Source organism: Apibacter sp. ESL0404, assembly GCF_019469245.1.
Lineage (GTDB): Bacteria > Bacteroidota > Bacteroidia > Flavobacteriales > Weeksellaceae > Apibacter.
Window position 1 is genome coordinate 374,052 of the sequence record NZ_CP048267.1, and the last position, 16,256, is coordinate 390,307.

At 32.1% G+C, this 16,256-nt stretch carries 12 protein-coding genes and 1 other RNA gene; 4 read left to right on the forward strand and 9 right to left on the reverse strand.

Going from position 1 to position 16,256, the window contains the following annotated elements; all coding sequences use genetic code 11:
• Positions 1–93 precede the first annotated feature (93 nt).
• From GYM72_RS01510 to GYM72_RS01520, 3 genes are all read left to right on the forward strand, one after another.
• Positions 94–702 (forward strand): hypothetical protein, encoded by a 609-nt coding sequence (locus GYM72_RS01510; protein ID WP_220264463.1) that lies wholly within the window; start codon positions 94–96, stop codon positions 700–702.
• 449 nt (positions 703–1,151) lie between these two features.
• Entirely contained in the window at positions 1,152–1,511 is a 360-nt protein-coding gene (locus GYM72_RS01515) for an arsenate reductase family protein (protein ID WP_220264464.1), read from the forward strand.
• A 100-nt stretch (positions 1,512–1,611) separates the two neighbouring features.
• Positions 1,612–2,280 carry a GIN domain-containing protein gene (locus GYM72_RS01520; protein ID WP_220264465.1) on the forward strand — a complete coding sequence of 223 codons (669 nt, stop codon included), beginning with the start codon at positions 1,612–1,614 and terminating at the stop codon, positions 2,278–2,280.
• Positions 2,281–2,460: 180 nt separating this feature from the next.
• On the opposite strand, the gene trpS is transcribed toward GYM72_RS01520, so the two are convergent.
• From trpS to dnaN, 9 genes are all read right to left on the reverse strand, one after another.
• Positions 2,461–3,426: a tryptophan--tRNA ligase gene (trpS, locus tag GYM72_RS01525; RefSeq protein WP_166005463.1), complete on the reverse strand. Its 966-nt coding sequence runs from the start codon at positions 3,424–3,426 to the stop codon at positions 2,461–2,463.
• Between the two features lie 133 nt (positions 3,427–3,559).
• Entirely contained in the window at positions 3,560–4,201 is a 642-nt protein-coding gene (locus GYM72_RS01530; protein WP_160557437.1) for a lipoprotein signal peptidase, read from the reverse strand.
• A gap of 5 nt (positions 4,202–4,206) precedes the next feature.
• Entirely contained in the window at positions 4,207–4,584 is a 378-nt protein-coding gene (locus tag GYM72_RS01535) for a TraR/DksA C4-type zinc finger protein (RefSeq protein ID WP_105297303.1), read from the reverse strand.
• A gap of 2 nt (positions 4,585–4,586) precedes the next feature.
• Positions 4,587–7,982 carry an isoleucine--tRNA ligase gene (gene ileS, locus GYM72_RS01540; protein ID WP_220264466.1) on the reverse strand — a complete coding sequence of 1,132 codons (3,396 nt, stop codon included), beginning with the start codon at positions 7,980–7,982 and terminating at the stop codon, positions 4,587–4,589.
• A 232-nt stretch (positions 7,983–8,214) separates the two neighbouring features.
• Entirely contained in the window at positions 8,215–9,714 is a 1,500-nt protein-coding gene (gene cls / locus GYM72_RS01545; RefSeq protein ID WP_220233924.1) for a cardiolipin synthase, read from the reverse strand.
• 344 nt (positions 9,715–10,058) lie between these two features.
• On the reverse strand, positions 10,059–10,586 hold the full coding sequence (locus GYM72_RS01550) for an HAD family hydrolase (RefSeq protein WP_105297328.1): 528 nt from the start codon (positions 10,584–10,586) through the stop codon (positions 10,059–10,061).
• A complete protein-coding gene (locus tag GYM72_RS01555; RefSeq protein ID WP_220264467.1) occupies positions 10,576–11,352 on the reverse strand; it encodes a Rossmann-like and DUF2520 domain-containing protein in 777 nt (258 codons plus the stop codon). Before GYM72_RS01555 ends, GYM72_RS01550 begins: the two co-directional genes overlap by 11 nt.
• A gap of 10 nt (positions 11,353–11,362) precedes the next feature.
• Positions 11,363–13,783 carry a phenylalanine--tRNA ligase subunit beta gene (gene pheT / locus GYM72_RS01560; RefSeq protein ID WP_220264468.1) on the reverse strand — a complete coding sequence of 807 codons (2,421 nt, stop codon included), beginning with the start codon at positions 13,781–13,783 and terminating at the stop codon, positions 11,363–11,365.
• Positions 13,784–13,871: 88 nt separating this feature from the next.
• On the reverse strand, positions 13,872–14,987 hold the full coding sequence (dnaN, locus tag GYM72_RS01565) for a DNA polymerase III subunit beta (protein ID WP_105297308.1): 1,116 nt from the start codon (positions 14,985–14,987) through the stop codon (positions 13,872–13,874).
• A 448-nt stretch (positions 14,988–15,435) separates the two neighbouring features.
• Between dnaN and ssrA the strand changes: the two genes are divergently transcribed.
• Positions 15,436–15,836: a transfer-messenger RNA gene (ssrA, locus tag GYM72_RS01570) on the forward strand.
• Positions 15,837–16,256 lie beyond the last annotated feature (420 nt).

Here is a 16,256-nt window from a genome sequence, read left to right on the forward strand (position 1 = left end):
CGATAATGAATGTAGGAGCAGTTGGGCAAAATAAAGGAAATATTGATAACTTATTTATTTAAAGATTTCTTACAACTATAAATTATCATGTATATGAAGAAACTTTTGATTTTGATTAATTTTTTATTTATCTATGTGTTGCAAGGACAAATAGATACACTTAAATTATCTTATCTAAATAAGGTTAAAGAAGAGATTTATAAATCAATTCTTTTCTCTGAAGAATTACAAAGTGATGAAAAATGTCATATAGTTATTGTACAACCCATTTCTCTCAGTATGGATTTTAACAGTCAAATAGGTTTTCATAATATAAAAAAAGAGAAGGATAGTGTATCGATATTAAACTTGAGAAATTCATTATCTGAAAACTATAGGGTTTATTCCATTGAAGATAAATTATCAAATACAGTACAAGGCTATGAACTTGTTTCTCAATTGCAGAGAATGGATAGTTTATATGCCAAAAGAAATTTACAAAAGGATATATGTGATAGTAGTTTTGATGTTATCAAAATACAAGAACCTTTAGATAGTTGGATGAAAATTTATAAAGCTAATGTTTTACTAAATAAAGCAAATGTAGTAATTCCTGTTATTTATGAATCTCTTATAGAAAAACCTAAATATCTTTTATATAAAATAGAATTGTACGAAGGAAGTACAAGGGTAAAATCAATTAAAGTAGTTGAATTAGATTAATTTAATAAATAAGTTGAAAATCCACGATAATGAATGTAGTAGTAGTTGGGCAAAATAAAGAAATATTGATAAATTATCTATTGTAAATTGAGTAACATTTTCAAAAGAAGAAAGGTTATAAGAAAAAAGTGAATTATTGAAATGTTCAATTAAAAAGAAAATTCCGGCATTCAATTTTTTTAAAGTCCATTTTATAAACTATTTTACCTTAAAATTATAACGTGGATCATTAATGTTCACATTACAAAAAACCGGTTTTGTATAGTGATTATAAAATTTTGATAAGATTTACTTGATTTGATCAATCCAGCAATATTTAAAGCCGGTTTAATTGAAAGCTAATGATCCAGCTAAATTTAAATAATTACCCCTTTGCTAATTTTTAAACTATTATTAATAGACTTTAGACACATAAAAAAAGTAAATTTGACTTCATAAAAAAATAAGAAATGGAAATATTAATTTTATGCTATCCCACATGCAGCACATGTAAAAAAGCAATCAAATGGTTGCAAGATAATACCATAGAATTTAAAGAAAGAAATATAGCAAAAGAACGACCAACGAAAGAAGAATTAAAAGAATGGTATCAAAGATCAGGATTGCCCATAAATAAATTTTTTAATACGTCAGGCAAACTATATAAAGAATTAAACCTTAAAGAAAAAGTAAAGACGAGCAGCGAAGACGAACTCTTATCACTTCTATCTACAGACGGAATGTTGGTAAAACGTCCCTTAGTGATAAGTGATTCTAGTATTTTAGTAGGATTTAAAGAAGAAGAATGGAGAAAAGCATTACTAGGCTAAACTAATCATCAATACCCCCTTATAAGAATATACTTATTGATTATATAGTAATCATAATGAAGTTATGGCTTAATTATTGAATTCTATCTCAAAAAAGTATATGAAGAAATTTTTATTTGTTTTATTTGCGATAATTTTTATACAGATTGTTTCTGCTCAGGCAATAGTTAAAAATTTAAGAAGTTTTACCGTTTTGCGTGTTTATGATAAAATTCCTGTGACGTTACTTTCCTCACCGGAAGAAAAAGTAGAGATCAGCGGAGTAAAAAAAGATGACGTAAAAATCGTTAAAAAAGGCGGAGAATTAATTATTAGAATGGATACATTGAAATTAGAGAACGACGATGAGGTAAACGTAAAGGTATATTATAAAAAGTTAAATAATATACATGCTTACGAAGGATCAACAATAACCGGTAATGATAAATTAGAAGAAAATCTATTAAATATCGGGGCTACTGAAGGTTCGAAGATTACCGTTCTTGTTGGAGTAAACAAAATACATGCCAAGCTAAAATCAGGAGGAGAAATCAAAGTTTCAGGATTGGCAAACCATCAAAATATTAAAATTACATCCGGGGGCACTTACGATGCAAAAGAAGTGGGCTCAAACAAAATTGCAGTAGCAGTTACTTCCGGAGGAACAGCATCTGTTTATTCCAATGGATTAGTTGAAACCAAAATAAAAGATGGCGGAGATATTAATGTCTATGGAGGAGCGGAAGTAGTTAAAAAAGATATCAAGGGCGGATATGTGAATATATACTAAATATGACTTATATAAAAATATTAAATACAGCTATAGATAAAATCTATTATAAAGAATTGCAGGAAAAAAATAATTAAACTAAAATTGTATCCTTTTACACAAGAATTTAAATATTAGTTTAATTAGTTTAGTTTAAATTGTAGCAAAAGATATTTTTGCTGCAATTTTTTTTGAAAAATTTTAAAATTGTAAAGACTTTCTAACTCTTTTCAGTGTTTCAGATGCTATGCTTTTAGTTTTTTCAGCTCCCTCTTTAAGAATATTCTCAAGTTCCTCAATATGATTCATATAGTAATTATATTTTTCCCTGGCTTCACTAAATTCACGTAGAAGAACTTTAAATAATTCATTTTTAGCATGTCCGTATCCGTAACCACCGGCTAAGTAGTTTTCTCTCATAAGTTCCACTTCTTCAGGAGTGGCTACCAATTTAAATATTGAAAACGCATTACATGTATCTGGGTTTTTAGGTTCTTCCAGTGGAGTAGAATCGGTTACAATAGACATAATTTGTTTTTTTAACTCTTTTTCAGGAGCAAAAATTTGAATCGTGTTTCCTCTGGATTTACTCATTTTATTTCCATCAGTTCCGGGTACATACATCGTATTTTCTTGAATTTTGGCTTCAGGGACTACCAAAACATCGCCGTGTACGTGGTTAAATTTTTGAGCAACGTCTCTAGTCATTTCCAAATGCTGCAATTGATCTTTACCTACCGGAACGATTTGTGCATCGTATAAAAGAATGTCCGCAGCCATAAGCATAGGATAAGTAAACAGCCCGGAATTTACATCTTCCAAACGATCGGCTTTATCTTTAAAACCATGCGCCAGAGCCAAACGGCTATAGGGGAAATAACAAAGCAAATACCACATAAGTTCTGTTACTTCGGGGATGTCTGATTGTCTGTAAAAATAAGTTTTGGAAATATCCAAACCACATGCGAGCCAGGTTGCCGCTATTTCATACGTATTTTGTTTTAGGACTTCAGCATCTTTAATTTGCGTCATGGAATGCAAATTGGCAATAAAGAAAAAAGATTCATTAGAAGGATCCTTGCTTAACTTAATAGCCGGTGCAATGGCTCCTAATATATTGCCTAAATGTGGAGTACCTGTACTTTGTATGCCTGTTAAAACTCTCATGTGTATATTTTATATGATAAAATGCAAATTTACATTTAAAATATAAAGTGCAAAAACTTATGCATTTTTATTATACCATATAAAGATTAGACCCCGCATGAGAATACAAAATGGAGTAATTTTTTACACAGGACTATTTCATCCATTCTTTAGGAAACATACCGGGTTTGAAGAAATAAACACCTATGAGAAATATCGCACCAAGAGTGATGGAAGAATCGGCAACATTAAATATATAATTAAAAAATTGAATCCTTTCACCTCCCCAAATAGGAAACCATTCAGGCAAGTAAGTGTCTATAAGAGGAAAACGAAACATATCCACAACACATCCTCCGAATAGAGGGGCATATCCTTTAAAATTAAGTTTGGAAATTCCCGAATATCCGTACCAATCCTTCACGACCGAGTTATAAGTTGTACCCGAATCGAAAAGGACTCCATAAAAAGTACTGTCAATCAAATTCCCGATTGCTCCCGCAAAAATTAATCCTGCCGGAATGATAAAATACCATGTATTAGCCTTTTTAGACCATTTGTTGATATAATAAGCCATTAAACCTATTAATACCAAACGCAATAAGCTCAGGCCTATTTTACCTATAAATCCACCAAGTTGCACTCCATAAGCCATACCGGGATTTTCAACATACGTAAGATAAAACCAATCAAAAACCTTTATTTCCTCATGAAGATGAAAATGCGTTTTAATGTAAATTTTTGATACTTGATCTAATAAAAGGATAAAAAATGTTATCCATAAGACTTTCTTCATTCTTATTATTGATTGTTTTTAGCCTCAATACTTAAGGTAGCATGAGGAACCGCTTTCAATCTTTCTTTACCTATTAATTTTCCGGAAATCCTGCAAATTCCGTATGTTTTGTTCTCAATTCGTATTAAAGCATTTCGCAAATCACGGATAAATTTTTCTTGACGAGCCGCCAAATGGGAGTTACTTTCTTTACTCATGGTTTCCGAACCTTCTTCAAAAGCTTTAAAAGTAGGAGAGGTATCATCCGTTCCGTTATTTAAATCATTAACAAACGCTTCTTTCAGCATAGTTAAATCATTTTCCGCTTTTTCAATTTTATCAAGAATAAGTATCTTGAATTCTTCAAGTTCTTCGTCAGAATATCTAAGTCTGTCTTCAGTCATAATTACACTTTTTTTAGTACGATTTTAATTTTAATTTCATTAATGTCTAATTCCGTCCCATCGGTAGTGTTACTTACAAAAGTTAATTTCTGTGTTAATGTTTCAGAACATATATATTCCATATTTTCGTTAACGGATTTTTCAATTTCCTCATTCGCCTGAATTTCTAAAGATATTTTATCGGTAACTTCCAATCCATTCTCTTTTCTGAGATTTTGAATTTTATTTACCAATTCTCGAGCAATTCCCTCAGATTTTAATTCAGGAGTGATAGTGATATCGAGCGCAACGGTTAATTTGCCGTCATTGGCAACCAACCATCCCGTAATATCTTGTGTGCGAATTTCAACATCATCTAAGTTTAGTTCGTAGCCGGACAAAGTTATAGCCCCGTTCTTTTCCAACTCTTCAATTTGAGAAGAAGATAATTGTTGGAGCTCTTGACTAACGGCTTTAAGATCTTTGCCTAATTTAGGTCCTAACGTTTTAAAATTAGGTTTTACGGCTTTTACAATAATATCAGAAGCTTCTTCAGGGTTCAATAATTGAACTTTTTTTACATTGACCTCTTGTTTAATTATAGGTATTATGGATTCGAGATTTTCCCTGTCATTTTTACTTAAAACAGGAATCATAATTTTTTGCAACGGTTGGCGAACTTTTATATTTTCTTTTTTACGCAAAGAAAATACCATAGTGGTAACTTTTTGTGCTAAATGAGTTCTTTCCAATAATAAATAATCGATTTCATTTTCCTGTTTAACAGGAAAATAAGCTAAATGAACCGATGCATAAGGTTCTTTTCCCGTAATAGCATTTAAATCCTGATACAATTTATCGGAATAGAAAGGAGCTGCCGGAGACATTAATTTAGCAATAGTATCCAAACATTTATAAAGAGTTTGGTAAGCAGAAATCTTATCATTGGAATATTCTCCTTTCCAAAAACGTCTTCTTGATAAGCGCACATACCAATTGCTTAAATTATCTATTACAAAAGTATTAATTGCTCGTAAAGCTTTGGTTGGCTCATAATCGGTATAGAAAGAATCCACTTCATCTATTAAAAGATTAAGTTCGGATAGGATCCATTGATCTAATTCGTTTCTTTCTTTAAAAGGTATATCATCCTCTTTATAACTGAATCCATCCACGTTGGCATATAAAGCAAAGAATGAATAAGTATTATATAGAGTTCCGAATATTTTACGGCGTACTTCGTCAATGCCCTCCAAATCAAATTTCAAATTATCCCAAGGTTGGGCATTGGAAATCATATACCATCGAGTAGCATCCGGCCCATACATAGCCAAGGTTTCAAAAGGCTCAACAGCATTTCCTTTACTTTTGGACATTTTATTTCCTTTTTTATCCAAAACCAACCCATTGGAAACAACATTTTTATAAGTTACGCTGTCAAAAATCATGGTTCCGATTGCATGTAAAGTATAGAACCAACCGCGAGTTTGGTCTACTCCTTCAGCAATAAAATCTGCCGGATAGTATTTTCGTTCGTCTATTAATTCCTTATTTTCAAAAGGATAGTGCCATTGAGCGTATGGCATGGCTCCTGAATCAAACCATACATCAATCAAATCACTTTCTCGCTTCATGGGCTTTCCACTCTCTGAAACTAGAACTATTTGATCAACAATATTTTTATGAAGATCTATTTTACTGTAATTTTCCTCGGAAAAATCACCTACAATAAAATCTTCAAAGATATTTTTAGACATAAATCCGGCTTTTACGGATTTTTCCATTTCATCAATCAATTCCTGAATAGAACCAATGATGATTTCTTCTTTAGCATCTTCAGTTCTCCAAATAGGAAGGGGAGTACCCCAATATCTTGACCTGGAAAGATTCCAATCATTAGCATTTTCCAGCCAATTACCAAAACGACCTTCTCCTGTTGATTTAGGTTTCCAATTGATAATTTGATTTAATTCGGTCATTCGATCACGAACTTCCGTAATTTTTATAAACCAAGAATCCAAAGGATAGTAAAGAATAGGTTTGTCTGTTCTCCAACAATGAGGATAGTTGTGATTGTATTTTTCTACTTTAAAAGCTTTATTTTCGGTCTTTAAAAGTATGGCTATTTCAACGTCAGTTGAACGTTCCGGAACTTCGTTATCGTTATAATATTCAATGCGAACATATTTTCCCGCAAAAGGTTCAGGTAAACTTGAAATAAATTTACCTTGTAAATCCACTAAAGGAACAGGATTTTGATTTTCATCAAGAACCAACATACCGGGTACCCCGTGTTCTTTTGCAACTTTCGCATCGTCTGCACCAAAAGTAGGAGCAGTATGAACAATACCTGTACCGTCTTCAGTAGTCACATGGTCTCCATCAATCACTACAAATGCTCGGTCCGCGTCTTCATACGGTAATGTCCAAGAAAGAAGTTGTTCGTATTTTATTCCAACTAAATCTTTCCCCTTGTATTCGGCAAGAATTCGATAAGGTATTTTTTTATTTTCAGATGTATACTCTTGAAAATCGGCATCAGACTCAGCAGATACGAATTTACCTGAAAACTGACTTCCGACTAATTCTTTAGCGAGTATAACGTTTATGGGTTCAAAAGTATATTGATTAAATGTTTTTACCAATACATAATCAATAGATCCTCCTACAGTCAACGCCGTATTGGAAGGTAAAGTCCACGGTGTGGTAGTCCAAGCCAAGAAATATACATCACCCTGAATATCGTTAAATAAAGTGGTGCTTTCCTTGATTGCTTTAAATTGAGCAACAATGGTAGTGTCTGTAATATCTTTATATGCACCGGGTAAACTCAACTCATGACTGGAAAGCCCTGTACCTGCTTTAGGAGAATAGGGTTGAATAGTATAACCCTTATAAAGTAAATTTTTATCGTAAATTTGTTTCAACAACCACCAAACACTTTCCATATATTTGGGATCGTAAGTAATATAAGGATGATTTAAATCTACCCAATAACCTATTTTTTGAGTTAGTTCGTTCCAAGCACCGGTATATCGCATAACTGCTTCTTTACAAGCCTTGTTGTATTCTTCCACAGTTATTTTTTTACCAATATCTTCTTTGGTAATGCCTAATTCCTTTTCAACTCCAAGTTCAACGGGCAAACCGTGGGTATCCCAACCGGCTTTTCTATTGACCTGTTTCCCTTTCAATGTTTGGTATCGGCAGAAAATATCTTTAATGGTACGAGCCATTACATGGTGAATGCCCGGCATTCCGTTAGCTGAAGGAGGTCCTTCAAAAAATACGAATTGGGGATTGCCTTCACGAGATTTTATACTCTCTTGGAAAATATTATTTTTTTTCCAAAATTCTAAAATTTCGTCTGCAAATTTATTTAGATTTAATTCTTTATATTCTTGAAATTTATTGCTCATTTTCTTTTAAAACAAATGCGAAAAAAATTGATTTGCGAATATACGAAAAAAAAGTCTATCTTAAATGGACTTTAATTGTATAGTAAAACTAATTTATTGTATTACAATCAGCGATTTATAACTTTTAAAAAAATCGTATTTTTAAAAAATACAGATCAATTAAATTACCCTATATAGGGATTGCTATATCCTAAAATATTTGTTAACCTTGAAGAATTAACTAATCATTTTTTTATAAAAGGGGTGATATAAGTTTAGCTATGGAATTACCTAAATCTACCCATCGGTTTCGTTTTAACCATTCCTTATAGGAAACTTCCGTACTGTTTTCAATGTCTTCCATAAAAGCATCATAAAGTTCCCGGTTAATGGTTTCGCTGTAAACTAAGGCGCTTATTTCAAAATTTAAATCAAAGCTCCGCATATCCAAATTAGCTGATCCTATAACGGAAAGATTGGTGTCGGAAATTATGGTTTTAGCATGTACAAATCCTTTCGTATACCTGTAAATTCGAACCCCCGAGGCTAATAACTCTTTATAATAGGCGCACGAAGCTGCATTTACAATAATACTGTCCGATTTAAACGGAACCAAAATTCGAACGTCCACTCCGCTTAAAGCTGCGTATTTTAAAGCATTAACAATAGTTTCATTAGGGATCAAGTATGGCGTAGTTAAATAAAGCCTCTTTCGGCTGGACATTATAATTCCGTTGTATACAAGCATTATAGTTGCTCGATCACTATCCGGACCACTGGCAGCAATCTGCAGAAGCTCGGGGTTTTCGTCTTTAGTGGTGATATCTTTAGACGCATGAAAGTAGGCTTTGTCAAAAGGATCGACGTCATTTCCGGAACAAAAATTCCAATCGGTTATGAAATTATATTGAAGTCCGTTTACCGCTTCTCCTTTCACCATAAAATGGGTATCGCGCCAAAATAGTTTGCTGTTCGGGGTATTGATATATCGGTCGTCAACATTAATTCCGCCAATAAAACCAACTTTAGAATCAATGATTATTATTTTACGGTGATTGCGGTAATTCATTCGGTTGGCAAAAGCATAAAGTTTAATTTTGTAAAAAGCAGCGGCTTGTACTCCGCCTTCACGCAGTTCTTTTATCATTCTTTTGTTCAACGAATGGCTTCCAAAATCGTCATAAATAAATCGTACGGTTACGCCTTCTTTGGCTTTTTGTATTAAAATATCTTTAATTTCGTTTCCAATACGGTCATCAGCAAAAATATAATATTCAATATGGATATGTTTCGTTGCTTTTTTTAATTCTTCAATAACCTCTTTAAATTTATTTTCACCATTGATAAGCAACTTGGTATTGTCGGCTACATAAAGGGCAGAAGAAGTATCTTTTAATAACATTCTTATTGAGTGAGTTTTACCCTCCAATAATTTATTATATTTGTTGATTCTCTTTTCAGTATGTTCATTTATTTGATTTCTGAGTATCTGATAAAAGTTTCGATCGTGTGTATATTTTCTTTTATACAATTTTTCCAATCGGTAGTTCATTCCAATCGAAAAATATAATATTACCCCTATAATGGGAAGGATTATAACTATAAGTAAATACCCGATTGCTTTGGATGGATTTTCCGTATTTTTGATTATTTTAAAGATGGTATAAATAATAACAAGTATATAAAGAACAGCCCCTAGTATTGAAAGATATTCAAAGTTTAAAGATTTAAACCATGCAATAAATTTATCCATATTTTTGAATCGAAAATTTTCTTATAAATTTAATTAATATAATTATTTAATAATATTTAACATTTATAATTCAAATTTTGCAGTTTATAGATTGTATGTTTTATAAAAACTAATTTATTTATAATAAATCGTATTTATTGTGCAAATAATTATATTAAAACAATATAGTTGATGGAGATGGTAGGCGGTGTAAAAAATTTGGAGATAGGATGAAAATTAAATTTGAATAACATGATTGAAAGCGTATGATTTTATCCATTGCTATCAAAGAGGTAAAAATATTGGTTATTTTATTTAGGGATCTAAATAAATTTTATATCCTAAAACTTATGTAAATAAGATGTTTATATAGAAGCGGTAGTATCTTTTGTTTCGAGGTAATCCCAATCGCCCTTAACTCTTAAAACTTGTTCGATCACATCTCTCACACAACCTTTTCCGCCTTTAGTAGGTGAAATATAGTCTGCAATGGAAAGAATTTCGGGACAAGCATCTTTGGGAGCTGCTCCAATTCCCACTTGGTTCATCACCTCATAATCGGGCAGATCGTCTCCCATATATAAAACTTCATGAGGTTTCAATCCGTATTTGTAAAGAAAATCTTCCAAATCATCCCATTTATCTTTAGAATCAAGATAGATGTCAGTAATACCTAAATAGTTAAGTCGGCTCACTACAGAGGCATCCTTACCTCCCGTGATTACGGCAATTTTATAACCTTTCTTTACAGCAAACTGTAAGGCAAACCCATCTTTAGTATTCATATTTCTTATCATTTCGTTATTAATGAGAATGATGGATCCATCGGTCATAACTCCGTCTACATCAAAAACGAATGCGCTAATATGATTGAGCTTTTCTTTATAATTTATCATGGTAAGTTTCTAAAATGGAATTAGTTAGTAAAGAATAGATTTGGTATAAATTGGAATCAGACTCTAAAATAGATAAATGTTTTTGGATAACAACTTGGTCATTTCTTTTTGCCGGTCCTGTTTGAGCGTCATACGGAGAAATGTCATCATTAATTTTTTCAAAAGTTTCCTTTATCAAAGGTTTTAAAATCTCAAAAGGTATATCTTGTTTACGGCAAATTTCATTGGCTATGAAAAGTAGATGATTGGTAAAATTGTTGGCCCATACGCCCGACATATGTATTTTCAATCGCTTTTCTGAATCAACAACATAGGCTTCATCAGAAATTCTTTTAGCCAAATTTAAAAGAATAGTTTCATCGTCTTTATTTTCTGCTTCAATAAAAAAAGGAATTTTATCGTATTCCAACGCTCTTTTTTTTGAAAAGGTTTGCAAAGGGTAAAAGACTCCTTTTCTGTATTTACCTTTAAGCGCAGATAAGGGGATCGATCCGGAAGTATGGACAACTAAACAATCATCAAATGGTACATAATAAGATATTTCGGAAATGGCCTTATCTGAAGTGCAGATAATATAGATGTCTGCCTTAACAATTTCTGAAATTTTATCTGTATAATTAATATTATAATCTTCTGCAAAATTTTGTGCTTTATCCAGAGTTCTGTTGAAAACCTGTACGACATTCACCGTATTTTCAAGTAAGGCTCTGGTTAAATGATAAGCAACATTTCCGGCCCCTAGAATTACAACATTTTTATGCATATTTTCATCATTAATTATTTCTTAATTCGGCATGAAACTGGGTTGAAAAACGATCTAACAATTTTTTCATAACCTTATCAATGTCTTGATCCGTAAGGGTTTTATTTTCATCTTGAAGGAAGAAATTCAATGCGTATGATTTTTTACCTTCAGGTAGATTTTTGCCCTCATAAACATCAAAAAGATTTACGGATTGAAGCAATTTTTTTTCTGTTTCGAAGGCCGCTTTATATAAGTCAAAATATTTTATATCTTTATCCAGTAAAAGGGCTAAATCTCGGGTTGAGCCAGGAAATTTAGGAATTTCAGCTAATTTATAAGGTTTTTTCTTAGAGGCAAGATCCACCCATTTTTCCCATTCCAATTCTGCATAAAATACATTACCTTTTAGTCCGAATTCTTTTAAAAGCTTAGGATTGATACTTCCTAATTTACCTAAAGAAGATCCGTTTACAAAAAGTTCGATGCCGTCTTTATACAGAGAAGAAGACTCTAATGGTTTTTCATCAATGGATATGTTAAAACCGATAAGTAATTGGCTTACAATTCCTTTTAAATGAAAAAAAGTAGAAGTATTTTGAGGAATAATCCAATTATTTTCCTGGAAATTTCCGAATAAAGCTACCGAAAGTTTTTTATTTTCAATATAAGTTCCCGCGGAATTTTTAAAATAGGTTTTTCCGAATTCATAAAACTTAATTTCTTTCTGATTACGATTGCTGTTAAATGATATACTTTGTAATACTCCATATACCAGGGATTGCCTCATTACACACAAATCTGTGCTTAAAGGATTAACCAGCTCCACGTATTGGGTGTTTTCATCTCTACGAGACGTTAACGAATTGTTGATGATTTCGTTGAAACCATTATATTTTAATTGGTTAGCAATCGTGTTTTCAAGAAATTCTTCATCAAAGGCATTTTTATTTTCATAAGCAAACGAAAACTTTTCAGGAATGTCAATTTGATTGTACCCATAGATTCGTGCAATTTCTTCAATAACATCTATTTCCCTCGTCACATCTACACGATAAGCCGGTACTATAAGATCCAAAACTTCGTTTGTATCGCTTATGATCGTAAACTCTAATGATTTTAAGATTTCTTTGATCTGTTCTCTATGGATTTTCTTTCCTAATATTCGATCGATTTTATGATACCTTAAAATAGTATTTACGTTTTTTATTGGATTGGGATATATATCTATCATTTCTCCAACAACGGTTGCATGGGTTAACTCTTTAAAAAGCTCACAGGCTTTTTTCAAAGCAATCAGGGTATAATTAGGGTCTACACCTCTTTCAAAACGGAAAGAAGAATCGGTATTTAACCCTTCTTTTTTAGAGGTTTTCCTTATAGAAACCGGATCAAAGTAAGCAGCTTCTAAAAAAATATTTTTAGTTTCATTGGAAACTCCGGATTCTAATCCGCCATACACACCGGCCAAGCATAAAGGAGTATCCTGAGCGTCTTTTATAAGTAATTCGGAATCGGATAGATTTCTTTTTACTCCGTCTAATGTAGTAAACGCAGTTCCTTCCGGTACTGTTCCCACTTTTATTTTTTGACCGCCAATTTTATCGGCATCAAATGCATGAAGAGGAAGTCCATAGGAATGTAATATATAATTAGTTATATCTACTGCATTATTTATAGGAGATAATCCTATGATTCTTAACTGGTTTTGTAACCAATCCGGTGAAGGTTTAATTTCAATATTTTTTAAATATATACCCGAATATCTAGGGCAGAGCTGCTGATTTTCCACTTCAACGCTAATTGGATTCCCTTTGACTTCATCCAATTTGAAATTTTCGAAAGTGATTGGTTGTAATTCAGCCTTGATTTTTCTGCTTTTAAGCGCCGCATATAAATCACGAGCTACTCCATAATGAGACATAGCATCCGTGCGGTTGGGAGTGAGCCCTATTTCAATACAATAATCCTTAGAAACAGGGATCACTTCATTGAGCGGAGTACCCACTTTTAAATTAGTATCAAGTACGAGTATGCCCTCATGGCTTTTACCTAAGCCCAATTCATCTTCGGCACAAATCATTCCGAAAGATTCTTCTCCTCGTATTTTACTTTTCTTAATTTTAAATTCGTTTCCATCTTCGGAATATAAAGAAGTACCAATAGTGGCTACAGGTACTTTTTGGCCTTTTTCTACATTAGGTGCCCCACAAACAATTTGAACGATTTGATCCCCTAAGTTCACTTTAGTTAGTTTCAGTTTGTCTGCATTTGGGTGCTTTTCACATTCAATGACTTCACCGACTACTACACCTTTTAGACTGCCTTTGACAGATTCAATTTCTTCAACATCTTCCACTTCCAAACCTGTGTCTGTAAGTATGGAAGCTATTTTTTCAACAGATAAATCAGTCTTAATATATTTACATAACCAATTATAAGAAATTTTCATTGATTTTAACTATTTATATTAAAAAAATCTTATGTAAATAATTTATTTACATAAGAGCGAGAAAAGTGGTTTATATTTTAAAATTTATTTAGTTATTAAGCATAACAGGCATTACCAACATTAATATGTCTTCGTTCTCATCCAATCCGTCTGCAGGTTTAATAATTCCCGCACGATTGGGCGTAGACATTTCAAGAGTAATGTCTTCCGAAGAAATGTTGTTAAGCATTTCATTTAAGAATTTGGAATTAAATCCTATTTTCAATTCTTCCCCATTGTAATCACAAGGAAGGCTCATATCCGCTTTATTGGAAAAATCAACATCTTCAGCGCTTAGCTTAAGTAAATTTCCATTTAAAGCTAAACGTACTTGCGAAGTTGATTTATTAGAGAAAAGGGCGGCTCTTTTTAGAGAGCTTAAAAATAATTGCCTGTTTATAGTCAATACGTTCGGATTCTCTTTAGGGATTACGGCATCGTAGTTAGGATATTTACCGTCTATTAGCCTACAAACCCATTGAGTTTCATTGTGAGTGAACCGAGCATTGGTTTCATTAAATTCAATAATAACCTCATCATCATATGCAATCAGGGCATTTTTCAATAGAGTAAGCGGTTTTTTAGGCATGATGAATTCTATATCTTCATTTGCAGAAACATCTTTACGAGTATATTTTACTAAACGATGCGCATCGGTTGCTACAAATCGACATTCCGAATTAGTAAATTGGAATAATACCCCGGTCATCACGGGACGCATGGCGTCATTACCGGTTGAAAATATAGTATTGGCGACCGCTTCTCCTAAAACGGAGGCTTTCATGGTAATAGACCTGTCTGTGTCTAATTCGGGTAGGGTAGGGTACTGGTCTACATCATCCAAAGCTATGAAGTAGTTGTCTTTTTCATCCACAATTTCGAGTTGATTTCCTTCTTGTGAAAAGGAAAGCGGCTGTTCGGAAAAAGTTTTTACTGTATCGGTAAGCAGTTTTGAAGGAACCGCAATTTTTCCTTTATCTGTGCTTTGAACTTCAATACTGGTTTTCATGGTTGTTTCACCATCAGATCCATAGATGGTTAATTTATCAGAATCCAGATCGAATAAAAAATTTTCCAATACAGGTAAAGATGAGTTTCCTCCGGTAACTCCACTTATTAATTGTAATGCTTTTAATAATTCTCCGCTTGAAACTATGAATTTCATATATGAATTTTTTCTTAATAGTTACAAAATTAGTTTTTTTCATTCTAAATCAAACTCTTTTTTTTTATTTTTTATTGAAAAAATCATATTATCTATTTTAAAATATATATAAATTATAAATTCTTTATGATATATTGTTTTATTTTTAGGGATTTAAATTTTTATAATTATAATAAAAAGATAATTTCTATTTTTAAAAATATTTAGAAAATTATTTTTTACTGTCAATTCTGTTATGATGAAATTATAAACCGATCCCCCTGTTTTTAATTGATTTAGTAAAAGCTTAGATTTATAGTTTTATATCTTATTTTGTTTTCAAATCTTTAATTTATTTAAAAATAATAATTGAATATATATAGTGCTTAAAGGAATACGGGATCCATTTTGACCTATAATTAAGTTAAAATGATTATATTTGCCAATTAATATTGAAGATTTATCCATTGGGGATGACCGGTTTTGACAGCAAGATCAATGGGTAAGTAAGCATGTCGAGTCACGTAAGGTAATCTCGTTAAACTTCCGTTACAAACTTATAACTGGCAACGAAGAATACGCTTTAGCTGCTTAATACGACCGAATTATAGTAAGTCCAAGCGATCTCCTTACCAGGTAAGGAAGCTAAATGTCTCTCAAAAGCCCTTCTCTGCGGCGTTTGGTTAAGAGGCACGGGAATGCGGAGATAGAACAGGACACGCATCGGGTTCTGTTCGAAAATTTAGATGATAAGCTGCTTGTGGGGTGTGAATTCTCAGCAATCAGCCGAAAATTAATAATTCACTAAGCATGTAGAAAGCTTGCGTATTGCTTGTTTGGACGAGGGTTCGAATCCCTCCATCTCCACTTTTTAACCCGTTTAAATAACGGGTTTTTTCGTTTTTTATGGTTTTTTAGATAAGTTTTTCATCTTCGGGAATACTATTTTCTTAATTATTTTTTACATTTTTAAATAGATTCAATGAGACTCACGATTTTTTCGTATTCGTCAAGTTCTTTTTTATAATACCGAAAGAAGTAAGATTTGAATTTCACTTTTTGTTTAAAGAATAACTAATATTGATCCTATCCTATACTTAAATTTTATACTTTTTAGATTGTTTGATTAAAAAACACATACATATAAAATGATCTTATTGCTATCTCATAAACCATATAATTGGCATTTTTACCACTACTTATTTCTATTTTTCAAATATATTTATTTCAATAACTAAATATTTAGTATCTTTGTTTATTATTGTTTAATAACAAAACAAACTACTTATT